This window comes from Iodidimonas gelatinilytica (assembly GCF_008579125.1).
Taxonomy (GTDB): domain Bacteria; phylum Pseudomonadota; class Alphaproteobacteria; order Sphingomonadales; family Rhodothalassiaceae; genus Iodidimonas; species Iodidimonas muriae.
On record NZ_BKCL01000007.1, the window covers coordinates 105450 to 127499 of the forward strand.

At 57.2% G+C, this 22050-nt stretch carries 22 protein-coding genes, 1 other RNA gene and 2 pseudogenes; 9 read left to right on the plus strand and 16 right to left on the minus strand.

Annotated features, from left to right (window positions below):
* Position 1: 1 nt before the first annotated feature.
* The 4 genes from JCM17844_RS10390 to JCM17844_RS10405 are packed head-to-tail and all read right to left on the minus strand — an operon-like array spanning position 2 to position 3996.
* Positions 2-1159 carry an ABC transporter permease gene (locus JCM17844_RS10390; protein WP_150000890.1) on the minus strand — a complete coding sequence of 386 codons (1158 nt, stop codon included), beginning with the start codon at positions 1157-1159 and terminating at the stop codon, positions 2-4.
* Positions 1156-1851, minus strand: coding sequence for an ABC transporter ATP-binding protein (locus tag JCM17844_RS10395; RefSeq protein ID WP_150000891.1), 696 nt, complete (start codon positions 1849-1851; stop codon positions 1156-1158). The genes JCM17844_RS10390 and JCM17844_RS10395 overlap by 4 nt, the downstream gene beginning before the upstream one ends.
* Positions 1852-1894: 43 nt before the next feature.
* Entirely contained in the window at positions 1895-2959 is a 1065-nt protein-coding gene (locus tag JCM17844_RS10400) for an efflux RND transporter periplasmic adaptor subunit (RefSeq protein ID WP_150000892.1), read from the minus strand.
* Between the two features lie 50 nt (positions 2960-3009).
* Positions 3010-3996, minus strand: a complete 987-nt coding sequence (locus JCM17844_RS10405; RefSeq protein ID WP_150000893.1) for an NAD(P)H-quinone oxidoreductase — start codon at positions 3994-3996, stop codon at positions 3010-3012.
* Positions 3997-4093: 97 nt separating this feature from the next.
* On the opposite strand from JCM17844_RS10405, the gene JCM17844_RS10410 reads away from it, so the two are divergent.
* Positions 4094-4291: a DUF1192 domain-containing protein gene (locus tag JCM17844_RS10410; RefSeq protein ID WP_210431805.1), complete on the plus strand. Its 198-nt coding sequence runs from the start codon at positions 4094-4096 to the stop codon at positions 4289-4291.
* A 429-nt stretch (positions 4292-4720) separates the two neighbouring features.
* Here the strand turns inward: JCM17844_RS10410 and JCM17844_RS10415 are convergent, their stop codons facing one another.
* Positions 4721-5200: an Hsp20 family protein gene (locus tag JCM17844_RS10415; protein ID WP_150000894.1), complete on the minus strand. Its 480-nt coding sequence runs from the start codon at positions 5198-5200 to the stop codon at positions 4721-4723.
* 217 nt (positions 5201-5417) lie between these two features.
* On the opposite strand from JCM17844_RS10415, the gene JCM17844_RS10420 reads away from it, so the two are divergent.
* The gene (locus JCM17844_RS10420; protein ID WP_150000895.1) at positions 5418-6038 is read left to right on the plus strand and encodes a DUF1465 family protein; all 621 of its coding nucleotides are present in this window, start codon (positions 5418-5420) and stop codon (positions 6036-6038) included.
* Between the two features lie 33 nt (positions 6039-6071).
* Here JCM17844_RS10420 and rpmE read toward each other — a convergent pair whose 3' ends face one another.
* Positions 6072-6299: a 50S ribosomal protein L31 gene (rpmE, locus tag JCM17844_RS10425; protein ID WP_150000896.1), complete on the minus strand. Its 228-nt coding sequence runs from the start codon at positions 6297-6299 to the stop codon at positions 6072-6074.
* Positions 6300-6398: 99 nt separating this feature from the next.
* On the opposite strand from rpmE, the gene JCM17844_RS10430 reads away from it, so the two are divergent.
* Positions 6399-8315 carry an ABC transporter transmembrane domain-containing protein gene (locus JCM17844_RS10430; RefSeq protein ID WP_150000897.1) on the plus strand — a complete coding sequence of 639 codons (1917 nt, stop codon included), beginning with the start codon at positions 6399-6401 and terminating at the stop codon, positions 8313-8315.
* A gap of 16 nt (positions 8316-8331) precedes the next feature.
* Here the strand turns inward: JCM17844_RS10430 and JCM17844_RS10435 are convergent, their stop codons facing one another.
* The 10 genes and pseudogenes from JCM17844_RS10435 to tkt form a co-directional block, all read right to left on the minus strand.
* Complete coding sequence (locus JCM17844_RS10435; protein ID WP_150000898.1) at positions 8332-9426, minus strand: peptidoglycan -binding protein; 1095 nt, start codon at positions 9424-9426, stop codon at positions 8332-8334.
* On the minus strand, positions 9423-10628 hold the full coding sequence (locus tag JCM17844_RS10440; protein WP_150000899.1) for a MotA/TolQ/ExbB proton channel family protein: 1206 nt from the start codon (positions 10626-10628) through the stop codon (positions 9423-9425). Before JCM17844_RS10440 ends, JCM17844_RS10435 begins: the two co-directional genes overlap by 4 nt.
* Before the next feature lie 131 nt (positions 10629-10759).
* Positions 10760-11467, minus strand: coding sequence for an OmpA family protein (locus JCM17844_RS10445; RefSeq protein WP_150000900.1), 708 nt, complete (start codon positions 11465-11467; stop codon positions 10760-10762).
* Between the two features lie 40 nt (positions 11468-11507).
* A complete protein-coding gene (locus tag JCM17844_RS10450) occupies positions 11508-12278 on the minus strand; it encodes an inositol monophosphatase family protein (RefSeq protein WP_150000901.1) in 771 nt (256 codons plus the stop codon).
* Entirely contained in the window at positions 12278-12841 is a 564-nt protein-coding gene (efp, locus tag JCM17844_RS10455; RefSeq protein WP_150000902.1) for an elongation factor P, read from the minus strand. The genes JCM17844_RS10450 and efp overlap by 1 nt, the downstream gene beginning before the upstream one ends.
* Before the next feature lie 95 nt (positions 12842-12936).
* Entirely contained in the window at positions 12937-13608 is a 672-nt protein-coding gene (gene thiE, locus JCM17844_RS10460) for a thiamine phosphate synthase (RefSeq protein ID WP_150000903.1), read from the minus strand.
* A gap of 57 nt (positions 13609-13665) precedes the next feature.
* A pseudogene (locus tag JCM17844_RS10465) lies at positions 13666-14585 on the minus strand (class I fructose-bisphosphate aldolase).
* A 90-nt stretch (positions 14586-14675) separates the two neighbouring features.
* Positions 14676-15881 carry a phosphoglycerate kinase gene (locus JCM17844_RS10470; protein WP_210431808.1) on the minus strand — a complete coding sequence of 402 codons (1206 nt, stop codon included), beginning with the start codon at positions 15879-15881 and terminating at the stop codon, positions 14676-14678.
* A 35-nt stretch (positions 15882-15916) separates the two neighbouring features.
* Positions 15917-16923, minus strand: a pseudogene (gene gap, locus JCM17844_RS10475) (type I glyceraldehyde-3-phosphate dehydrogenase).
* Between the two features lie 42 nt (positions 16924-16965).
* Positions 16966-18969, minus strand: coding sequence for a transketolase (gene tkt, locus JCM17844_RS10480; RefSeq protein ID WP_150000904.1), 2004 nt, complete (start codon positions 18967-18969; stop codon positions 16966-16968).
* A 196-nt stretch (positions 18970-19165) separates the two neighbouring features.
* Here tkt and JCM17844_RS10485 point away from each other — a divergent pair, with 196 nt between their 5' ends.
* From JCM17844_RS10485 to JCM17844_RS10510, 6 genes are all read left to right on the plus strand, one after another.
* The gene (locus JCM17844_RS10485; RefSeq protein ID WP_150000905.1) at positions 19166-19444 is read left to right on the plus strand and encodes a hypothetical protein; all 279 of its coding nucleotides are present in this window, start codon (positions 19166-19168) and stop codon (positions 19442-19444) included.
* Complete coding sequence (locus tag JCM17844_RS10490) at positions 19444-19746, plus strand: cell division protein ZapA (RefSeq protein ID WP_150000906.1); 303 nt, start codon at positions 19444-19446, stop codon at positions 19744-19746. Before JCM17844_RS10485 ends, JCM17844_RS10490 begins: the two co-directional genes overlap by 1 nt.
* A 13-nt stretch (positions 19747-19759) precedes the next feature.
* Positions 19760-19918: non-coding RNA, 6S RNA (gene ssrS, locus JCM17844_RS10495), on the plus strand.
* A complete protein-coding gene (locus tag JCM17844_RS10500) occupies positions 19905-20570 on the plus strand; it encodes a 5-formyltetrahydrofolate cyclo-ligase (protein ID WP_210431809.1) in 666 nt (221 codons plus the stop codon). Before ssrS ends, JCM17844_RS10500 begins: the two co-directional genes overlap by 14 nt.
* Positions 20571-20594: 24 nt before the next feature.
* Positions 20595-21407 (plus strand): TIGR00282 family metallophosphoesterase, encoded by an 813-nt coding sequence (locus tag JCM17844_RS10505; protein ID WP_150000907.1) that lies wholly within the window; start codon positions 20595-20597, stop codon positions 21405-21407.
* A 113-nt stretch (positions 21408-21520) separates the two neighbouring features.
* Entirely contained in the window at positions 21521-21985 is a 465-nt protein-coding gene (locus JCM17844_RS10510; RefSeq protein WP_150000908.1) for a Csp1 family four helix bundle copper storage protein, read from the plus strand.
* Positions 21986-22050 lie beyond the last annotated feature (65 nt).

A 22050-nucleotide genomic window follows, 5' to 3' on the forward strand; every position in this document is an offset into this window, starting at 1 on the left:
ATTACACCCTTGCAAATGCGGTGCTGAGCTTCAAACGATAGGCGTTCCAGGCAGGGAAAAGCCCGGTGAGCACGCCAAGAACGACCATCAAACCGAAAGCCTGCAGCCACACACTGGTCGGGAAGCCCAGGACGAAGGGAAAACCGGGGATATTGCGGGCGATCTCCACAAGCCCCCATGCGGTAATGGTACCGATCAGCCCACCAAAAAAGGCCAAACCAAAGGCTTCACCCAGAACCATGGAAAACACCGTTGAGGCGCGAAAACCGAGCGCCTTCATCACCCCGATCTCGCTGGTTCTCTCCCGGATCGACAGGGCCATGGTGTTGCCGACAATGATCAGAATGGTGAACAGGGCGGCCCCCACCACCGATGAAATGATCAGGCCGATATTGCCAAGCTGGTCCACGAACGAGCGATTGAATGCCGCTTCCGTCCGGGTTTCGGTGGCATAGGCGGAATTCTGGAACCGGAAATCGATGGCTTGGGCCACCTGATCATTGAGCGCCGGATCAGTGGTGGTCAGGGCCACCGTGCCGGTGAAATCTTTTCCGAAAGTGCGGGCCTCGTTCAGATAGTCGTAATGCATATAAAGGCCATTGGCAGGAAGTTCGTCGCGGCTGGATTTGAAAATCCCTTTGATCACCACGTCCCAAACCTTCGACCCATCGGCCTGCTGCCAGATATTACTGGAAATGGGCACCAGATCGCCCAGTGCCCAGCCATAAGTTTCGGCGGTATCCGCCCCCACAAGCACGCCACGCCGGTCTTTGATGAAGGCATCGATCTGTTCTGCGGGCAAAACGACGTCGTCTTGATAAACAGCGAGGAAACTTTCCGGGTCCACGGCGAATCCGAAAATGAAATTGCGCTGTTCCTGATAATAAGAACCAAGCCAGCTTTGATGGGTGGCGTGCAACACCCCGTCCATGCTGCGGATGCGGTCCACATAGGCAATGGGCAGCGGTTGGGTAAAGTTGATACGGTTGCTCACCACCAGGCGATCATCGGCGGCCAATTCGGCTCCGGCATCAAGGGCTTTATCGAAGCTTTGCAAGATGCCGAACAGAAAAAAGGCGATAAAGATTGCAAATGTGGTGAGGAAAAAGCGCAGCCGATAGCGCGTCAGATTTTTCCAGATCAAGGTGCCGTGGGTCATGATGTCACCAGTTCTTCAACGAAATGGCCCTTATCCAAATGCAGAATGCTTTTGGCATATTTGGCGGCTTCCGGATCATGGGTCACCATCAGGATTGTCTTGCCAAAATCGTGGTTCAGCATTTGCAGGGTGGAGAGAATTTCACCGGCGGTTTCCCGATCCAGATCGCCGGTGGGTTCATCGCATAACAACAGTTTCGGGTCCGAAACGATGGCGCGGGCGATGGCCACGCGCTGTTGCTGGCCCCCGGACATTTCCCGCGGGCTATGCTTGGCACGATCTTCCAGCCCCACCACCTTTAGGGCGGTCATGACATTTTCACGGCGTTTCTTGCGCGAAAGCTTTGTCAGCAAAAGCGGGAGCTCCACATTGCGGGCCGCCGTTAGCATGGGCATCAGATTATAGAACTGGAAGATGAAGCCAACGGTATGTGCGCGCCAGCGCGACAGGGCGCTTTCGCTCATTTTATCAATGCGTTCGCCATTGATGGTGATGGTGCCGCTGGTGGGCCGGTCAACGCCGCCAAGAAGGTTGAGCAATGTGGTTTTGCCAGAGCCCGATGGCCCCATGATGGCCACGAAATCGCCTTCCTTGATGGAAAGGTTCAACTGGTCGAAAATGGAAATTTCTGACTTTGCCTTGCGGTAAGCCTTTGAGACATTTTCGAGCATAATCAAAGGAGTGTCGGGCATGGGCATATCCTTTATCTGGCAAGCAGTATCTCAGAAATTTACGTTAGCGGTTTTCCATAAAGGCCACATTCACACCCATTTCCGGCAGAATACGGCTGTCTTTTTCACCAAGGGCAATGCGCACGCGCACCGTTGCCCGATCGCGGTTGGCGGTGGGAATGATGGCGATCACACGCGCAGGAATGATCCAGTCGGGATAGGCATCCAACCGCGCTTCGACCCGTTGACCGGGGGTTACAAGGCCGATGAAGCTCTCGCTCACATCCACTTCGATCTCAAGGCTATCCATATCCACAAGCGTACAGATGCCGGTACGGGTGAAACCGCCGCCTGCAGATCCGGGGGCGACAATTTCACCGGGCTGGGCGTTTTTATCAATCACAACGCCGGCAAAGGGGGCGCGAACCTCATGGTCGTTCAACCGTTCCTGAGCACGGGTCACTTGGAGCTTTGAAATATCCAGATTCGCTTCGGCCCGTGCCAGATCAGCCGTGAGAGATTCCACTGCGGCTTCCGCCTGCGTGAAATCCGCTATAGACGAATAATTCGCCGAACTCAGTTGCGATACCCGCGTCAAAACGCGATTGGCTTCCGCTAGATTGGCGCGGCTTGCTTTTACTGCAGCCTCGGACGCACTCACCTGCGCTTTTGCCAGATCAAGATCGACGCGGGCCAACGCATCATCAAGCCGGGCCACAAGCTGGCCTTCTTCCACACGCATGCCTTCTTCCACCAGAATTTCGGTGACCCGACCGGTAATCTCTGCCGATACCGTGGCCATGCGTCTTGCGGTGATATAGCCCGATGCATTGAGCACGCGCTCTTTGGTGGCGGTTGTGCTTGTGCTTGTTTCTTTTGGCTGGGTGGTTTGGCTGGTTTCTTGGGCCGTGCCCGGATTCGCAGCGGCGGGCACCGCGGACTTTTGGCCCGCAGGCGCGGCTATATTTTTATCGTCGGATGATAAGCCCCACCAAAGCCCGGCGGCCATCAGCGCGATCGGCACAAGGATTGCCAGAATGATCCACCCATATCGTTTTTTTCCCTCCGACGGAGGAGGGGAATCGCGGGTGATTGTCAGGCTGTCCAGCAGGGCTTTCTTATCGTCCATAAAATTGTCTCGCGCGCGTGGAATTTGTTGTTTTAGAAGTTCTTTTATCCTTATTCCGATGAAACTTGTAAAATTATTTTTCCCATATGTACACTGTCTTCCATGCGGCTATGGGCGCGCCATGCCTCATCAAGGGGAAAGACACTGTCGATCACTGGCGCAAAGCGTCCTTTTTCAATCATTGGCCACACCAATTGCTCGACCGATTGCGTAAGTGCGGCTTTGAAGGAAAGGGACCGGGCCCGCAATGTCGATCCTGTCATGACAAGGCGTTTCAGCATCAGGGGGGCAAGATTGATCGTGGTTCTCGGCCCGCCTAAAAAGGCAATGGTCACATGGCGGCCTTCCGTGGCGAGGCAATCGAGATTGCGCGGCACATAATCGCCGCCGACCATATCCAGAACCACATCCACACCGCGCCCGTCCGTGGCTTTTTTCACAGCGGAAACAAAATCCTGATCCCGATAATTGATGGCCAGATCGGCCCCCAGATCACGGCAAAAGGCGCATTTTTCATCCGTCCCTGCGGTGGTGATCACATGGGCACCAAAGGCTTTGGCAAGCTGAATGGCGGTAGAGCCGATGCCCGATGAGCCACCATGTACCAAAAGCCATTCACCGTGATCCAGATAGCCGCGCTCAAAGACATTGGACCACACGGTAAACACCGTTTCTGGCAAGGCGGCCGCATGGGCCAGCGGCAGACTTTGCGGAGCGGGCAGGAGCGTTTCAACGGGGGCCACGCACAGTTCGGCATAGCCACCGCCGGCTACAAGGGCGCAGACCCGATCACCCACCGCCCAATTGGTGACCCCGGCTCCCAAGGCCTTGATGGTGCCGGAAATCTCCAGACCGGGAATATCCGATGCGCCGGGGGGCGGTGGATACAGTCCCCGGCGTTGCACCACATCAGGGCGGTTCACCCCTGCGGCCACCACCTTGATCAGCACCTCTCCTTGTTGCGGCTCTGGATCTGGACGATCACATGGCCGCAACATATCAGGGGCACCAAATTCTGCGATTTCAATTGCCTTCATGCGACCTCCCCCCTTACCAATTTGGGGAAAGTGTGACGCCTGATCGGGCGATAATCAACGTGTGATCATGGGCTTTATGATTTTTATGGAGAGTGTGATGGATATGGAAGACAGGCCCGTACGAAAAGATCAACCGATAAAGGCATTGGAAGGCGAAGATCTGGACAGCTATTCTCTTGATGATCTTGTTGAACGGATCGAGCGCTTGCGGGCCGAGATTGCGCGAACCGAACGGGTGCGTGCCTCGAAAGGCGCCAGCCAAGCCGCCGCTGAAGCCTTGTTCGGGAAATCGTGAAAGGTGGCGATATGGGCGCCGTTGTATAATCGCTACTCCTGCATATTTTCCGTCGCACATGGTCGCCTTTGTATCACCCTCGGACTTGATCCGGGGGGGCAATGAGGCGGGAAAGGCATGCTCCGCCAACAAAGAACTGGATTCCCGGGTCAAGCCCGGGAATGACGTAAAATGTTGAGGATCTATTCGTCACACACGGTCGCTTCACACTCGTCACCCCCGGACTTGATCCGGGGGTCCACACCGGCAGGGCTAGAGCGCTCTACCAACAAAGAACTGGATTCCCGGGTCAAGCCCGGGAATGACGTTGAAGGGAGAGAAAGCCCGGGAATGACGAGGCAGGAAGCTCAAGCCCGAGAATAACGAGCGTTGGTCCAGCCCACTGCATAGCAAGAGCCATGCAGTGGGGCCGTTCCATCCTGCCATTATTTAGGCGGCGGTTTTTTCTGCCACGGTCTTATCACCGGATGCCAGAACAGAGGCTTTCGGGCTGCCTTTTTCGATGGTGATCTGGCGCGGTTTCATATGCTCGGGAACGCGCCGTTCCAGAGAAATGGTCAATAAGCCATTTTCAAATCCAGCGCCTTTCACTTCAACGGTTTCTGCCAGGCGGAAGGTGCGCTCAAAAGCGCGCTTGGCAATACCGCGATGCAAGAATGTGCGGCTGTCATCTTCTTCGGTAGCACGTCCCGTAACGGTCAGGACGCGATCTTCCAGCACCACATCCAGTTCATCGGCAGAAAAGCCGGCGACGGCCATGGTGACGCGATATTCGTCGTCACCCAGCTTTTCAATATTATAGGGAGGATAGCTTTGGCTGGCCGAATCCAACCGGGCTTCCGCCAAACGGAACAGGTCGTCAAAGCCTACAGACGACCGCATCAGGGGCGTTAAATCTAAGCTACGCATGGCAAAATATCCTCTTTATTTGAGCGATATGATTGGCGCTGTTCCGCTGGTTTTTAGCCGGAACAAGCCATATTTGCGGCCCCGATATTGGCGACCGCGAGCTTTATGTATGCTCGTTTTTTTGGTGGTCAAGAGCCGTTTACGGCACAAAACTGTAAAATTCTGGCAATTTTGTTATAGTGGAGACAGGGCATAGGGTGGTTCGCAGGAGGGAACATTGAGCACATGGCTTGAAGAGAGAGGCCAGCGGTCGCAGACGGCGCCTGTTCATGTGTTCCAATCGGTGGATCGCGCCTATTGCGATGCCATGGATATGGCGGTGGAGTTGCGTTCTTTTTTATCATCCGCCCGATATGCGGAGCAAAAAAACACTCAGGCGGAAGCAGAAACCGCCTATGTGGTGGAAACCATGCGGATGTCCGTGCGGATCATGCATGTGATTGCGTGGGCATTGGCCCGCAAAGCGGTCGCGGCAGGGGAATTGAGCGAAAAAGAGGCCCATGCTGCGGCCTATCGCTTGGGGGATCGGGAAACATGCCTTGCCCAAAAAGATCAGTCTCTTTCTGTTTTATCGCCGCCGACGCAGGATTTAAGCGTCCGCAGCCGCGGATTGTATCAGCGGGCCTTGCGCCTTGAAGCCATGATGGAGAATGGCTATGGCGGTGATGGCGAAACACGGGCCGCGCTTGGCTCGAAAGGCGAGGGGCGCATGGGTGTTCATGCCATGTGGGACGAGATTGCCCGCAGCGAGCGGGGCGGCGATCCCAAGTCTGCACGGCAAACGCGCACGAAAAAAAGCGCATCAGGACATATACCGGATGCGCTTTTTCTGATTTGATCGAGCGGTGGTTGATAACCGCGCCGCCCGATTTTATTTTTTCAGCGTAAAAGCGCCGAAACGCTTTTGGAACCGCGCGACCTGACCGCCCTTGTCCATCAGGCGCTGGGCGCCGCCGGTCCATGCCGGGTGGGACGTGGGATCGATTTCGAGCTGAAGGCTTTCACCTTCGGAGCCCCAAGTCGAGCGGGTCATAAATTCGGTACCGTCCGTCATGACCACTTTGATCATGTGGTAATCAGGATGAATATCTTTCTGCATGGCCCTCTCCGCAAAATTCGAGCGCGCTACATAGCCCGTTACCGTTGCTATTGCAAGGTTTGCATTCCGCATCAATCATTTTAAGGGGCCATAAATTTCATGGCCTTTCAGATTGCGCGATTGTCGGGCTGTAGCAGCGCTGCTATAGCCGCAGGGATAAAGCATGTGCGAAAGAGATTGGCAATAGATTTGGCGCGCGAGAGAAAAGATTCAACGGACAAAACCGGACGGAGCAATCTGTCAAAGCTCAAGCGTCTCAGGCTGGTTGCCGGTTATGCCTTGCGTTACAAGGGCTTGGGATTTGCGTCCTTGTTGGCGCTTGGTGTGGCGGCGGCGGCGAATTTGGCGGCGATCGGAGCGTTGCAGCCGGTGATCGACAAGGGCTTTGGTGGAGAAGATCCGGACGCCATCAACCGGGCCTTTGCGATTCTGTTCGGTATTGTGACCGTTTTGGCCATTGCGGCGGCGTGTCGGGCCTATTTCGTGACTTTGCTGGGCGAACGGGTGGTGGCCGATTTGCGGCGGGCCGCCCATGCGCGGGTGGTGTCTTTACATCCGTCGTTTTTTGAAGAAAACCGCCCTAGCGAAATTGCCTCCCGGTTAACCGCCGATGCGGGGGTGATCCAGCAGGTTGTCAGTACCTCCGTTTCCATCGCTTTACGCAACACTGCCTTGTTCATCGGCGGATTGAGCATGATGGTGATTTATAATCCCGGCCTGATGGCGATCATCACCGTGGCCATTCCCGTCATTATCGCGCCCATCGTGTATCTGGGGCGCAAGGTGCGGGCTTTGTCGCGTTCATCGCAGGACCGCATTGCCGATGTGGCTTCTATGGCCACGGAAAGCCTTGGGGCCATAGAGGTGGTGCAGGCTTTCACCCGTGAAGAGGCGGAGAAAGAACGCTTTGGCTCGGCGGTGGAAGCGGCTTATAGCACCGCCCAACGCCGCATTCGGGCGCGATCCACAATGGCAGGGGTGGTAGTGTTCCTGATCTCGTCCGCCATTACATTCATTTTGTGGCAGGGCGCACAAGAGGTGGTGGCGGGTCGTATGACCGGCGGAGAAATGGCGGCCTTTGTGGGCTATGCGGTGATGGCCGCCGCTGCTGCCGGGGCCGTTGTCGAGGTTTATGGCGATTTGCAGCGGGCCGCCGGTGCCGCAGGCCGGCTGGGGGAATTGCTGGATGCCCGAACGGATCTGGTGGTGCGTGCCGATCCTTTGTCCTTGCCGCAGCCCTTGGAAGGCCGGGTGTCTTTTCAGCAGATTTCCTTTTCCTATCCGTCTAAGCCGGGCATTGCGGCGTTGAAAGATTTTACTCTGGAGGCCGCGCCGGGGGAAAGCGTGGCGCTTGTTGGCCCTTCGGGGGCGGGAAAATCCACGGTCTTGCAATTATTGTTGCGTTTTTTCGACCCGCAATCGGGGGCGGTGTTGCTTGATGGTGTGAATATCCGCGATGTGGAGCCGGTGGATTTGCGCAACCAGCTTGCCATTGTGCCGCAGGAGACGGTGATTTTTGCCGATACGGTGCGGGAAAATATCCGTTATGGCCGGCCCGATGCCGGGGATGACGAGGTGGAGGCCGCCGCCAGAGCTGCTGTGGCCCATGATTTTATCATGGAACTTCCCGAGGGCTATGAGGCCTGGCTGGGCGAGCGCGGTGTGCGGCTTTCCGGCGGTCAGCGGCAACGCCTTGCCATTGCCCGGGCGATCTTGCGCGATGCGCCGGTTCTTCTATTGGATGAAGCCACCAGCGCCTTGGATGCACAAGCAGAACAATCGGTGCAAAGAGCGCTCGAGCATCTGATGGAGGGCCGCACCACCATCCTGATCGCCCACCGGTTGGCCACCGTATTGAAGGCCGATCGTATCGTGGTGCTGGAAGATGGCCATGTGGTGGCCAGCGGCCGCCATGAAGATCTGTTGCAGAAAAGTCCGCTTTATGCGCGGCTGGCCCAGCTTCAATTCGATGTGGATGCCGCCCAGGATTTGGCCCGCCCCACCGCGGTGCTTTAGAATATGGCCCCAAGGTTTAGCGCTGGGTGAAACGCATTTCGATGCGGCGATTGCGGCGCAGATCTTCGGCGCTGTCCCCTTGTGCTATGGGCTGATATTCACCAAATCCAGCGGCCACGAGGCGCTGCGGCGGCACCCCTTCGCTGATCAGGAATTGCACCACGGAAATGGCCCGGGCCGCCGATAGCTCCCAATTATTGGAAAATTGGGCGGTGCTGATGGGGCGTTTGTCCGTATGGCCATCCACCCGCAACACCCAATCGATATCCGACGGAATTTGTTCGGTGATTTGCAAAAGCGTTTGGGCCACCTGACGCATTTGCGTGCGTCCCTCGAACCCCAAAGCGGCACTGCCGGAGGCAAACAGCAATTCCGATTGAAAAATGAAGCGGTCGCCTTCAATGCGGATATCGCTGCGTTGCCCCAATACTTCGCGCAGGCGGCCAAAAAATTCCGAACGGAAGCCAGCCAGTTCCTCCACCTTTTGCGCTAGCGCCACATTCAGGCGGCGGCCTAGATCGACAATGGTGGCCTGTTGTTCCTTATCGCGCTGTTCCGAGGCATCAAGGGCCGCTTCCAGCCGCGCCAGTTGCTGGCGCAAGGCGGTCAGGCTGGCCTGTAATTCGGCCACCCGGTTGCGTGCCGCAGCGGACAGCTCTTTTTCCTGTGCAAGATCTTCGGCGGTGCTTTGATAGCGTTCTTGCAGGTCGGCCATATCCTGGCTGCGGCTTGCGGCCTGCATTTCTGCTTCGGCCAATTTGTTGCGGGCATCGTTCAATGCGGTTTCCAAGCCGCTGATCTGATTGGAGAGATCATCGCGCTCTGACCGGATGGTTTGCAGATTGGCAGACAAAGCCCCAAGGCTGTCGCGCAGGTCGGCATTGGATTGCCGTTCCAGATTCAAAAGCTGCCCCAGTTCCGCCACCTGATCGCGCAGGCGTTCCAATGCCGCATCGCGCCCTGAAAGCGCCGCGCCGAGAAAAAACTGCGCCAAGGCGAAGATAGACAGCAAAAACACCAGAACCAGCAGCAAGGTGGAGAGCGCATCCACAAAGCCCGGCCACGTGTCGTCGCCACCATCATTGCGCCGTCTTGCGGTGCGCAGGCTCATTGCCCTTCATCCCCTTGAGGGCTGCCGGTCGGGCGGCTCTGTGCGGGTTTGCGGTCAAGGGCGGCGGCCAGGGTGCGGGCCAGCATTTTCATTTCCGAGCGCAAAAGATCGCCGGTTTTCTCCGATGCGCGGTTTTGATCTTCCAGCAATTTTCGCAGGCTGAGATCCATATTCCGCAAATGGGCCATGGAAACATCATCTAGGCTGATGGTTTGCGCATCAGAACTGTCCACAAAGCGCTCCAATGTGCGTTGGGTGTGGATCTGGGCATCGGTCAGGCGTTTTGTGACCGCCTGATCGGACCGCATCTGATCGGTGAGGGCGGATAAACCTTCCGACAAGCGCATCAGCCCGGCATTGGCATCTTCCCGCGCGGTTTCCGATTGCTCCATGGTACGGCGGAGTTGATCGAGACTATCGGCGGTTTGTTCCAGCAAGGCGCTGAGATAAGACCCGGCCGCAAGGCTGGCACCATCTTCATCGCCCATATCCATGGACGGGCCGCCGCGTGACACCTTGGCCACGGTGGACAGCCAGTCTTCCAGATTATTGTAAAAGCGGTTTTGTGCCTGACCCGATTGAAGATCGAGAAAGCCCAATATGACGGACCCCGCAAGGCCGAATAATGAAGAGGAAAACGCAATGGCCATGCCGCTCAAAGGCTCTTCAAGGCCGCGCTTCAAAGCATCGAACATCAAGCTGAGATCGCTGGTTTCAACACTCAGGCTTTGGATGGTGTTGCCAATGGCCGCCAGCACCGCCAGCAATCCCCAAAAGGTACCCAACAGGCCAAGGAAAATCAAAAGCCGGGTAAGATAACGCGAAATTTCGCGGCCTTCATCAAGGCGCGAATCGACGCTATCAAGCAAAGAACGCATGGACATGGCGGTCATACGCACCGGCCGATCACCGGCTTGATCGCCGATCATCGCCGCCAAGGGGCCAAGTAGACGCGGGCTGCGTTCGGGAAGGCTGTCATTGCCGCGGCGATATGCCTTGAGCCATTCGGTTTCAGGCTTCAGCATCAGCACTTGGCGAAAGCTATAGACAATCCCCAAAAGCAAAACCACGCCGATAATCCCGTTCAGCAAGGGATTGGCCTGAAATGCCGTTGAAAGCTGTTCCGCCAGCACGACGGCCAAAAGCGCCACTGCCAGCACGAACACGATCATCCGATTGAGAAAGCGTTGTTGTCCGTTCATAATCGCTCCGATAAGTGCCTGGGCCCTTTCTAAAGCATTTATAGCGCAATCGAAATCATTTGCCGGTGATTATTTTATACAGCATTTGGCCGCTTCTATGGCAGTGCTGGCCTTGTGGGCTTGTGCCGCCGTCAGGGAGTGGGTTTTTCTTGCCGGATCATGAGCCGGGCTTTTTCCGGGGTGCCTTGGTCTGGGCTGGCAAGGGCATGGATGGTCATGCGGTTGAGCGCGATGCCTTCACGCACCAGAAATCCCCGCACGGCCAAACAGCGGGCCAAGGCATGTTCAAGGGCGGTTCGGGCCTCTTGTGCTGCGGAGCCGGAACCAGAGTCTGAAATAGGGGCCGCCCATGCGGTGATGGTGATCTTTTCCGTACCGGCCCGCAAGCGTTGGGCCAAGCGGCTCAACTGGTTCACTTCATCCCGCGTCAGGGCGATGCGGCCTGCATCATAGGTAAAATCAAGCTCCGGCACCGGCAGCAAAAACCGCTCTAAAGGCGCAATGGCATTCATGGCGGGGCTGTCGGGATCGCTTGCAGAGTACGACTCGGCTTGGGACGCCCCTTCAGAGGGTGCTTGGGGCAGGATTTTGTAGGGAACCGGCTTTTCCCGTTCGGGGATTTTTTTCGGATAACCGGATTTGCGCGGGCTTTCTGCCGCTTTGGGATCGCCGGTTTTTTTTGGCTCTGGCTGCGCGGGCATGGGCACTGGCAGGTCGCGGGTTTGCGGGCGATAAGGCCAGCCAACGGGGGCGTCTTCTTGTTGGGCACTGGTTTGGAAGGAGAAAAGCCCTCCCATCACCCCGACCAACAGCAAAAAACGCCCCGTTTTATGTGTCATTTCCGGTCCGCTTAACGCTTCCCAGCGGATTTCAGAATTTTCAGCATGGCTGATGCAAAGCAGGGTTGGCCGCCACAATGCTTCCCGTTTCCAAAATCCGGCTGCCACCCGTGATGTCGGTGGCAAAGCCCCCGGCTTCGCGCACCAGCAACAGGCCGGCGGCCATATCCCAGGTGCTAAGGTCCTGTTCCCAAAAGCCTTCATAACGGCCAGCGGCCACATAGGCCAGATCAAGGGCCGCAGAGCCAAAGCGCCGCACCCCTGCCACTTCGGGCATGAAGGCGGCCAATTGTGCAAGAAAGACCGGATGGTCAGGCTTGCCCATGAAGGGGATGCCCGTGGCCAATAAAGCGCTGGCCATGGTGGACCGGCCAGACACTCGCAAACGCTGATCATTCACGAAGGCGCCATTGCCCTTGTCGGCCCAGAACAGTTCATCTTTCAAAACATCATAAACGATGCCGGAAACAATTTCGCCGCGCTCTTCAACGGCGATGGTGATGGCCCAATGGGGCAGGCCATGCAGGAAATTGGTGGTCCCGTCCAAAGGGTCGACGATCCAGCGGGTGCTGGCATCATCGCCTTCCACTATGCCGCGCTCTTCCATTAAAAAACCAAAGCGCGGGCGGGCTTTTTTCAGCTCATCGAACAAGATGGCTTCGGCACGTCGATCGGCTTCCGAGACGAAATCCGCCGGGCCTTTTCTCGACACCTGCAAATGCTCGACTTCACCGAAATCGCGGCGCAGATTGCGGGCGGCTTTGTTGGCCGCCGATGCCATGACGTTTACAAGGGGGGAACGACGGGCCATCAGTCTGCCCGCTTTACATAGCTGGTGTCTTCTGTAGCCACCACGATCCGGTCGCCTTCATTGACGAAGGGCGGCACCATCACGCGCACGCCATTGTCCATCCGTGCGGGCTTATAGGATGACGATGCGGTTTGCCCTTTCACCACCGGTTCGGTTTCGGCGACGGTCAATTCCACCTGTTCGGGCAGATGCACGCCCAAGGGGGCTCCATCATACATTTCAAGCTGCACGGCCATGCCATCCCGCAAGAATACCGCCTGTTCGCCGATATCGTCTTGTGGAAGGGCAATCTGCTCGTAGCTTTCAATATCCATGAAGGTGAACATATCGCCTTCCTGGAACAGGAATTGATAATCGCGCTGTTCCAGACGTACCTTTTCAACCTTTTCCGACGAACGGAACCGTTCATTGAGCTTGGAGCCATCGCGCAGGTTTTTCAGTTCCACCTGCAAATAAGCCCCACCCTTGCCGGGTTGGGTGTGCTGGATTTTCACGGCGCGCCAAAGCCCGCCCTTATGTTCGATCACATTGCCGGGGCGGACTGCATTCCCATCGATCTTCATGAGACAGTGTCACTTTTCAAGAGAGGTTTACGAAATTTCGTTCACCTCCTAACAGAGGCGGGCGCGTCATTCAATCTTTTGGCGGCCTTGGCCCGTTATGCGGGGGATGCGTCTTTGCTAGAAAAGGCTGCATCAATGGCCGCATTAAAGGCGGAGACGGCGGCTTTCGGGCCGTTTTCATGGGACCAGATCGCATCGGATACCGCCAGAAAATCTGCTCCGGCCTTCACCAAAGGCGCGCAGTTTTCAGCCGTGATCCCGCCAATGGCAACGCAGGGGATTTCGGAAATATCCGCCCATATCTGGATGGTTTCCAGATCCGCGGTGGTTTTTGCAATTTTGGTCTGGCTGGGGAAAAACGCCCCGAAGGCCACATAATCGGCTCCGGCTTCACCGGCTTCAAAGGCCAAATGGCGTGAATTATGGCAGGTGACGCCGATATCCTTGTCATGCCCCAGAATTTTGCGGGCCTCTGCCAAATCGCCGTCTTCCTGCCCCAGATGCACCCCGTCTGCTCCGGCCTGTGCGGCCAGATCCGCCCGATCATTGATCAAAAACGCGGCATCATGGGCATGGGCGATGGGCATCAGGGCTTTGGCTGCCGCAAGCACCTGATCATTGCCGGTTTCTTTCATGCGCAATTGCACACAGGCAATATCACCGCCCTCAAAGGCTGCTTTTAAAGCATCTTTGAACGTTTCCAGCGTGAAGTGCGCTGGCGTGATCAGATAAAGGCGGGGGCGTTCGCGCATCGGATTGTCTGTCATGCTGGTCCTTTTGACCTGAAGATAGGGGGCCTGCGAGCGGACACAGGCCCCGCCTTGTCAGGCTTTGCCTTTGTAGATGTCCATGATGTTGGAAAGCATATCCAGCGCATCCTTGCGCGGGCGCTGGAAGGTGTTGCGGCCAATGATCGAGCCATTGCCGCCCCCATCGCGGATGGCGCGGGCATCGTCGAACACGCTGTTTTCCCCTTTTTTCGCACCGCCTGAAAAGACCACCAGCCGGCGACTGTTAAAGGCCGACTGCATCACATGGCGCACCCGTGCTGCCGGTGTGGCAATGTCGATCCTTTCCGCTTCATATACTTTTTTGGCGTCGGCCTGTTCCACATGGTCGGATGGCAATTTCACCTTGATGATATGGCGCCGATCAGGGCTGCCAGATGGGCGGCATAAGCGCACACATCGATGGCGGTTTCCCCGTCTTTGGATAACAGGCCGCCACGGGGATAGCTCCACACCACCACAGCCAATCCGGCGGCTTTGGCTTCGGCGGTCAGGTCGCTGATTTCTTCGACCATTTCGTTGAAATATTCCGATCCGGGATAAATGGTGAAGCCGATGGCCGAACAGCCCAGCCGCAAGGCATCCGCCACCGTCCCATAGACCGCCGAATCCTTTTCCTGCGCCCAGCTATTGGAGCTGTTGACCTTCATGATCAGTGGAATTTGTCCGGCAAAGCTATCGGCCCCGGCTTCCAGCATGCCCAAAGGTGTGGCAAAGGCATTCAGCCCCGCATCAATGGCAAGCTGGAAATGGTAATGGGGATCATAGGCATCGGGATTGGGGGCAAAAGACCGGGCAGGGCCATGCTCGAATCCCTGATCCACCGGCAGGATGACCATTTTACCGGTCCCGCCCAAGCGGCCTGCCATTAAAATGCGCGCCAGATTGGCTTTTGTGCCCGGATTATCGGATTCATACCAAGAAAGGATATTCTTGACCGTGCGGGTGACCTTCATGCGACTTCCCCTGTAGTGAAGGACCAATGTTTGGCTTTTGCTTACACCACAGAGACACGGGCGGCAATCACCCAAGAGCTGATCGCAGGGTCATTTCCAGAGGGCGGCAACGCCCGGCAGCGTTTTTCCTTCCATCCATTCCAGAAAGGCACCGCCCGCCGTGGAAATATGGGAGAAGTGTGCACCAACGCCTGCCATATTGAGCGCCGAAACCGTATCGCCGCCACCGGCCACAGTGAGCAAACGGCCCGCATCCGTAAGCTGTGCGGCTTCTTTCGCCAGCGCAAAAGTGGCCTGACCGAAAGGCGCAATTTCAAAGGCGCCCAATGGCCCGTTCCACACCAGCGTTTTGGCCCCCGCAAGAACGGTTTTCAAGGCGTTGATGGTGGCGGGCCCCACATCGAGGATCATTTCATCGTCGCTGATATCGCTGGCTTGGCCCTCCATCAGGGCCACGGTGCGGCTGGGGGCATTTTCCGCGAATTTCTTGGCTGCCACGCCGTCTACAGGCAGATGGATGACGCAGTTTTCTTTTTCGGCGCGGCCAAGGATGTCGCGGGCCACATCCGCCAGATCACGCTCGGCCAGTGAATTGCCGATGGCGCAGCCCTTGGCGAACAGGAAGGTGTTGGCCATGCCGCCGCCAATGATCAGATGATCCACCTTTTCCACCAGATGGGTGAGCACATCCAGCTTCGATGATACTTTGGCCCCGCCCACAATGGCCACCACCGGACGCGCCGGATTGCCCAAAGCCTTTTCCAGAGCCTCCAGCTCCAAAGCCATGGTTTCCCCGGCGCAACGGGGCAGTAAATGCGCCAGCCCTTCGGTGGACGCATGGGCGCGATGGGCGGCGGAGAAGGCGTCATTCACATAAAGATCGCCAAGGCTTGCAAGGGCCTTGGCAAAGGCCGGATCATTGGCTTCTTCGCCCGCATGGAAGCGCACATTTTCCAGCAAGACAATGCCTGTATTTTCAACAAGGGCTTGCTGGGCCGCCTCGCCAATGCAATCCGCGGCAAATCCCACCGGCTCGCCAAAAGCAGCCACCAGAGCGGGCAGCAAGGGCTTGAGACTCATCTCCGGCACCACCTGCCCTTTGGGGCGGCCAAAATGGGATAGCAAAGCCACTTTGGCGCCTTTTTCGCGCAAGGCCCGCACAGTGCTGATGGCAGCCCTGATACGGGTATCGTCGGCAACCCGGCCATTTGTCATGGGAACATTCAGATCGGCCCGCACGAGAGCCACCTTGCCGCTTAAATCACCCATATCGGAAATGCGCTTGAAAGCTGTCATGATGTGTCTCTCTTTCGTTGGCCGGGCTGTGACGATTATCCCAATTGAGCCATTTTCCGTGCCGTATCCACCATACGGTTGGAGAAGCCCCATTCATTGTCATACCAGCTCATGACGCGGACAAAGGTGCCGTCGATCACTTGCGTGCTGGCCAGATCGAAGCTGGAGCTGGCAGGGCAGTGATTGAAGTCGATGGACACGGCCGGATCGGTGACAATATCCAATATGCCTTTCATCGGCCCTGACGCGGCGGCTTTCATCATCTCGTTCACCGCTTCGGCGCTGGTGGCTTTTGCGGTGTTTACCTTCAGATCCACCATCGACACATTGGGGGTGGGCACCCGCACCGCCGACCCATCCAGCTTGCCTGCAAGATCAGGCAGAACCAGGCCCACAGCGCGGGCCGCGCCGGTGCTGGTGGGGATCATCGAAAGGGCCGCAGCGCGGGCACGGCGGGGATCGCTGTGCAGGCTGTCTTGCAAGCGCTGATCGGCGGTATAGGCATGAACCGTGGTCATATAGCCGCGCTCGATGGTGAGATTGTCGTGCAAGATTTTGGCCACGGGCGCCAAGCAGTTGGTGGTGCACGAAGCGTTGGAGACGATTTTATGTTCGGCCTTCAACTGATCGTCATTGACCCCGTAAACAACGGTGATCGGGACATTTTTCGCCGGAGCGGAAATCAGGACTTTCCTGGCACCGCCATCCAGATGGGCCTGTGCCTGTTCGGCGCTGGTGAAGCGGCCTGTGCATTCCAGAACCACATCAACGCCCAGATCGCCCCAAGGCAGTTTTTTGGGATCGGGATTGGCCAATACCTTGATGTCATGGCCATCGATGGTCATCACGCCATCGCCCGCCGTCACATCGCCTTTGAAGCTGCCATGCACACTGTCGCGCTTGAACAGATAAGCATTCATTTCGGCGTCGCCAGATCGTTGATGGCGACCACTTCAACATCCTTGCGGTCGGACTCGAGAATAGCGCGCAAGACAAGGCGACCGATGCGGCCAAAGCCGTTGATGGCAAAACGAATGCTCATGATATGTCCTCGATTTTGGGTCTTTTGACGGATTATATTGTTCTATAGCCGAGTTTTGACCGCCTCAACAACTGCATCGGCGGTGATACCGAAATATTTGAACAGGTCGCCTGCAGGGGCCGATGCACCAAAGCCGGTCATGCCGATGATCTGCCCTTCGCGGCCCACATAGCGCTCCCAGCCATAGGTAATGCCCGCTTCCACAGCCACCCGCTTTACATCGGGAAGATGGTCGCCAAGCACGTCTGCCTTATAGGCAGCCTCTTGCGCGTCGAACAGTTCCAGACAGGGCATGGATACGACCCGTGTGGGGATGCCTTGCGCTTCCAGATCGCTGCGGGCGTCCATGGCAAGGCTCACCTCGGAGCCGGTGGCCAAAAGGATCGCTTTGGGCGTGCCGCCACTGGCTTCCGCCAGAATATAGCCGCCCTTGGCGCTGAGATTTTCGCCGGCATTTTCCAGCCGCACCTGCGGCAGACCCTGTCGGGTGAGCGACAGGATCGAGGGGGTTTCGCCCGCTTCCAAAGCCGCTTTCCAGCATTCGGCGGTTTCCACCACATCGGCAGGGCGGAAGACATTCAGATTGGGCATGGCCCGCAAGGACGCCAGATGCTCGACAGGCTGATGGGTGGGCCCATCTTCGCCAAGGCCGATGGAATCATGGGTCATCACATAGATTACCCGTTGTTTCATCAGCGCCGACAGACGAATGGCCGGACGGCAATAATCGGTGAATACAAGGAAGGTGCCACCATAGGGGATGAAGCCCCCATGAAGGGCCATGCCGTTCATGGCCGAAGCCATGCCATGCTCGCGCACTCCATAATGGATATAGCCTCCGGAAAAATCATCGGCGCTGACAATGCCCATATCTTTGGTTTTGGTATTGTTGGACCCGGTCAGATCCGCCGATCCGCCAACCATTTCGGGAATGACGGCATTGATCACTTCAAGCGCCATTTCCGAGGCTTTGCGGGTGGCCACCTTTTGCGGATTGGCCACCAGATCGGCGATATAATCGTCCATAGCCTTTGCAAAGCGTGCGGGGAGGGCACCGCATAGGCGGCGTTCCAGTTCGGCGCGGCTGTCGGCGGCCAGGCTGTCAAAGCGTGCATACCAGTCATCGGCCTGCGCTTTGGAGCGTTGACCCGCTTTCAGCCATGCGGCCCGGATATCTTCGGGAATGACGAAGGGCGGATAGTCCCAGCCCAATTCGGCACGGGCAAGGGCGATTTCTTCATCTCCCAAGGGGGAGCCGTGGCTGGAGGCTTTGCCCGATTTGTTGGGGGAACCGAATCCGATGGTGGTGCGGCAGGCGATCAATGACGGGCGGTCTTCCCGAATGGCCTCGTCAATGGCGGCGGCAATGGCTTCCGGATCATGGCCATCCACGCCGGATGTGTGCCAGCCATAGGCTTCAAACCGCATGCGACTATCATCGGTGAAAGACAGGTCGGTAGGGCCGTCGATGGAAATGCCATTGTCATCATAGAGCACGATCAGGCGACCCAGCTTCAAATGACCGGCTAAAGAGGCCGCTTCATGGCTGATGCCTTCTTGCAGGCAGCCATCGCCTGCAATGACGAAGGTGCGATGGTCGCATAAATCCGGTGTGCGTGCCGCTTCCATGCGTTCCGCCAAAGCCATGCCCACCGCATTTGCCAAGCCCTGCCCCAAGGGGCCGGTGGTGGTTTCAATACCGGGCATTTCGCCATATTCGGGATGGCCCGCCGTGGGAGAATGAAGCTGGCGGAAATTTTTCAGATCATCAATGCTGGGGCGATCATAGCCGGTCAGATGCAGCAAAGAATAGAGCAGCATCGAGCCATGCCCCGCCGATAGAACAAAGCGGTCCCGATCGGGCCAATCGGGTCGTTTCGGATCGAATCGCAAGAACTGTGTGAACAAAACCGTAGCCACATCGGCCATGCCCATGGGCATTCCCGGATGCCCGGAATTGGCTTTTTGGACCGCATCCATGGAAAGGGCGCGGATGGCATTGGCCATCATTTCATCGGAAACGGCGGTGGATTGGATGTCGGACATGTGAATCAGCCTTTTCACCTTGTCGCATGGGCGCGACTCGGCCCCAAAGGGGCGTGTAAAAAAATCGGCGCAACAATGCTTTGAGCAGGCAGACACGTCAACCGCTTTCCCCGCATTGACCTGCCCTTTATTGACGGCATAGTGTTTGGCATGATGACACGGCGTCTGGCGGGCGGATGGGAATGGAGGCGGAAATATGGGCACGGACACACAAGGCAGCGCGCTTCAAAGCGCATCGCAGCGATTGGAAACGGTGCTCTTGGCGTTGGAAGAACTGTTGGCCGATCGCGCCGCCGAACACAATATGCTGCGGGAAGAAGTGGGCGAATTGCATAAAGTGAACGCCGCGCAGGCGGCGGAAATTTCCCGGCTGAAGGCCGAATTGACGGCGTTGCATCAGCAAAGGGCGGCTTTGGCACAGCGTTTGGACCATACCATTAATGCCGTGGAACGCATGGCTGGGAGTGCCGCCTGATGGGACAAATCAGTGTCAGCGTCAATCATCAGAACTATACCCTTGCTTGCCGCGATGGTGATGAAGAACGCTTGCAGGGCTTGGCGGAACGGGTGGATGAAAAAGCCCGTGATCTGTCGAAAAAGCTGGGGCAGGTCGGGGAAGCGCGGTTGATGCTGATGGTGGCGTTGCTGTTTGCCGATGAATTGCGCGACTTGCGGGAACAAGATCCGGTGCTGGAACGGGAGCAGATGGCCGCAAAAGTGATCGATGATGCCGCTTTGTCTATCGAAGGGATTGTTGAACGCCTGAGAAGCGCCTAAATAACAGCATCGGCGGGCGCTGCCCGGTTCGTGAGGCACCGTACATCCCTGGGGCGATAATCTTCCGAATGGGAGCTGTCCCTGGTCGGATCCTGGTCCGGTTATAACGGCACCCACCTGGTGCACTTGGCGCCAGAGGATTTACAAGACCCACGGCCATGGCGGCCCCGCCGACCTTCCTTTCCCTGCGTTCGTTCTTTGTCCTTGGTGTCGCCGCAAGGGGGATCATGCCCATTCGCCACCAGAAAACAGACCTGCGCCAAAAGGCCCGCTCGGTGCGGGCGCAGCTTTTTTGCGCCCATCCCGATGCGCCGCACGCTGTTGCCGACCATGCGCTGCCGCCTTTATTGGACTGGATGGCCGCGCATGATGTAGCCGGCCCGGTGGCGGGCTATTGGGCCAAAGGCGATGAACTGGATCCGCGCCCGTTGCTGGATGCCTTATCTGCCCGTGACATTCCCTTGTGCCTGCCGGTTGTCGATGCGGCGGACCACCCCTTGCACTTTCGGCATTGGAAACCCGGGGATGCCCTGCGTTCCGCCCGTTTCGACCTTATGGAGCCGGTGACGACAGCCGCCTTATGCACACCAGCCGTGCTTTTGGTGCCGTTGCTGGCATTTGATGATGCGGGATTCCGGCTGGGCTATGGCGGCGGATTTTATGATCGTACTCTTGCCATATTGGAGAAAACCCGTCCGATTTTGACTGTCGGATTGGCATTTTCCGGCCAAAGGCTTGAATCCGTGCCCCATGAAGCGCATGACATGCCTCTTGATCTTATCGCGACCGAAGCAGGGCTGGTCACACCCGCTCGGTTCATCTGACCTTTTTTCAATCGAGGCTGTCTCATGCGCGTTCTTTTTCTTGGCGATATTGTTGGCCGTTTGGCCCGGCAAAGGGTGGTCGAACAGATGGCCGACTGGCGGCGCGACTGGCGGCTGGATTTCGTGATCGTGAATGGTGAAAATGCCGCGGGCGGTTTCGGCATCACCGCGGCCATTGCCGATGAATTATTCGCCGTCGGTGTGGATGTGATCACCACCGGCAATCATGCCTGGGATCAAAAAGAGATTCTTTCGCATATCGATCAGGAACCGCGCCTGCTGCGTCCGGCCAATTATCCCGATAGTGCGCCGGGGCGGGGCTACGGGATCTATGATGCGCCGCGCGGGAAAAAAGTGCTGGTGATGAATTTGATGGGGCGGGTGTTCATGAACCCGCTGGATGATCCGTTTGCGGTGGCGGACAAAATCCTGAAACGCCATGTGCTATCAAGCCAGCTTGCCTTTAGCTTCATTGATTTTCACGGCGAAGCCACCAGCGAAAAAATGGCGATGGGTCAATTTGCCGACGGCCGGGCAAGCTGTGTGGTGGGAACCCACAGCCATATCCCCACCGCCGATGCGCAGATCTTGCCCAAAGGCACCGCCTATCAAACCGATGCGGGCATGTGCGGCGATTATGATTCGGTAATCGGGATGGAAAAGGAAGAGCCCTTGCGCCGCTTTACCCGACATATTCCAGGGGGGCGATTCAGCCCGGCTTTGGGCGAGCCAACCATATGCGGGGTGCTGGTGGAAAGCGACAATTCGGGGCGTGCTGTGCGCATTGATCCCATCCGTATTGGTGGGCGCTTGCATGAACAACGCCCCGCCCTGTAGGGCGGCCCCATGATGCATCGGCCATTTGACCGGTAAAGTGTATTATGGGATCATTGTTCGACCATTACGATCAGTCGTGATGTGCTGGGTGCCACTTTGTGAAAGGATATGTCATGTCCGCGATGAACCGCCGCTCCGCCCTTGGTCTGGGAGCCGGTGCCCTATTGACCGGGCCGGCCTTCGCCGCCAATGCAACAACCGGGCACGAGACCCATCACAAGGCGGCTGCCGCCTCGACGGGCCCCAAGCCTTGGGAAACCCATGCAGATTTGATCAAGGTTCTTAATCATTGCGTGGCCACATCCGAGGCCTGTTTGCAACATTGCCTTGATGCGATGAATATGGGGGATAATTCCCTTTATGAATGTAGCCAGCGGGTGCGGGAAACCAAGGCCCTGTGTGAAGCGACCCGGACTCTGGCCAATGCGGGCAGCCTGCATTTCGAGGCCATTGCCGCCGTCTGTAACGACAGTTGCAAATCCTGCCGCTCCGAATGTGAAAAGCATGCGGGCCATCATGCGATCTGCGGCACCTGCGCCGATAGCTGTGAAGATGTGATCAAGCAGCTGGAAGGGTGAGCCGCCTTCTTCGTAAAGGGAAAGCCTGAAAAGCAAAGGGAGCGCCAAAAGCGCTCCCAGACTGC

Bases quoted from the DNA above. Each gene is read 5' to 3' on its own strand.
- JCM17844_RS10390 (WP_150000890.1), bottom strand. From the start codon at position 1,159: ATGACCCACGGCACCTTGATCTGGAAAAATCTGACGCGCTATCGGCTG.
- JCM17844_RS10395 (WP_150000891.1), bottom strand. From the start codon at position 1,851: ATGCCCGACACTCCTTTGATTATGCTCGAAAATGTCTCAAAGGCTTAC.
- JCM17844_RS10400 (WP_150000892.1), bottom strand. From the start codon at position 2,959: ATGGACGATAAGAAAGCCCTGCTGGACAGCCTGACAATCACCCGCGAT.
- JCM17844_RS10405 (WP_150000893.1), bottom strand. From the start codon at position 3,996: ATGAAGGCAATTGAAATCGCAGAATTTGGTGCCCCTGATATGTTGCGG.
- JCM17844_RS10410 (WP_210431805.1), top strand. From the start codon at position 4,094: ATGGATATGGAAGACAGGCCCGTACGAAAAGATCAACCGATAAAGGCA.
- JCM17844_RS10415 (WP_150000894.1), bottom strand. From the start codon at position 5,200: ATGCGTAGCTTAGATTTAACGCCCCTGATGCGGTCGTCTGTAGGCTTT.
- rpmE (WP_150000896.1), bottom strand. From the start codon at position 6,299: ATGCAGAAAGATATTCATCCTGATTACCACATGATCAAAGTGGTCATG.
- JCM17844_RS10430 (WP_150000897.1), top strand. From the start codon at position 6,399: ATGGCCTTTCAGATTGCGCGATTGTCGGGCTGTAGCAGCGCTGCTATA.
- JCM17844_RS10435 (WP_150000898.1), bottom strand. From the start codon at position 9,426: ATGAGCCTGCGCACCGCAAGACGGCGCAATGATGGTGGCGACGACACG.
- JCM17844_RS10440 (WP_150000899.1), bottom strand. From the start codon at position 10,628: ATGAACGGACAACAACGCTTTCTCAATCGGATGATCGTGTTCGTGCTG.
- JCM17844_RS10445 (WP_150000900.1), bottom strand. From the start codon at position 11,467: ATGACACATAAAACGGGGCGTTTTTTGCTGTTGGTCGGGGTGATGGGA.
- JCM17844_RS10450 (WP_150000901.1), bottom strand. From the start codon at position 12,278: ATGGCCCGTCGTTCCCCCCTTGTAAACGTCATGGCATCGGCGGCCAAC.
- efp (WP_150000902.1), bottom strand. From the start codon at position 12,841: ATGAAGATCGATGGGAATGCAGTCCGCCCCGGCAATGTGATCGAACAT.
- thiE (WP_150000903.1), bottom strand. From the start codon at position 13,608: ATGACAGACAATCCGATGCGCGAACGCCCCCGCCTTTATCTGATCACG.
- JCM17844_RS10470 (WP_210431808.1), bottom strand. From the start codon at position 15,881: ATGACAGCTTTCAAGCGCATTTCCGATATGGGTGATTTAAGCGGCAAG.
- tkt (WP_150000904.1), bottom strand. From the start codon at position 18,969: ATGTCCGACATCCAATCCACCGCCGTTTCCGATGAAATGATGGCCAAT.
- JCM17844_RS10485 (WP_150000905.1), top strand. From the start codon at position 19,166: ATGGGCACGGACACACAAGGCAGCGCGCTTCAAAGCGCATCGCAGCGA.
- JCM17844_RS10490 (WP_150000906.1), top strand. From the start codon at position 19,444: ATGGGACAAATCAGTGTCAGCGTCAATCATCAGAACTATACCCTTGCT.
- JCM17844_RS10500 (WP_210431809.1), top strand. From the start codon at position 19,905: ATGGCGGCCCCGCCGACCTTCCTTTCCCTGCGTTCGTTCTTTGTCCTT.
- JCM17844_RS10505 (WP_150000907.1), top strand. From the start codon at position 20,595: ATGCGCGTTCTTTTTCTTGGCGATATTGTTGGCCGTTTGGCCCGGCAA.
- JCM17844_RS10510 (WP_150000908.1), top strand. From the start codon at position 21,521: ATGTCCGCGATGAACCGCCGCTCCGCCCTTGGTCTGGGAGCCGGTGCC.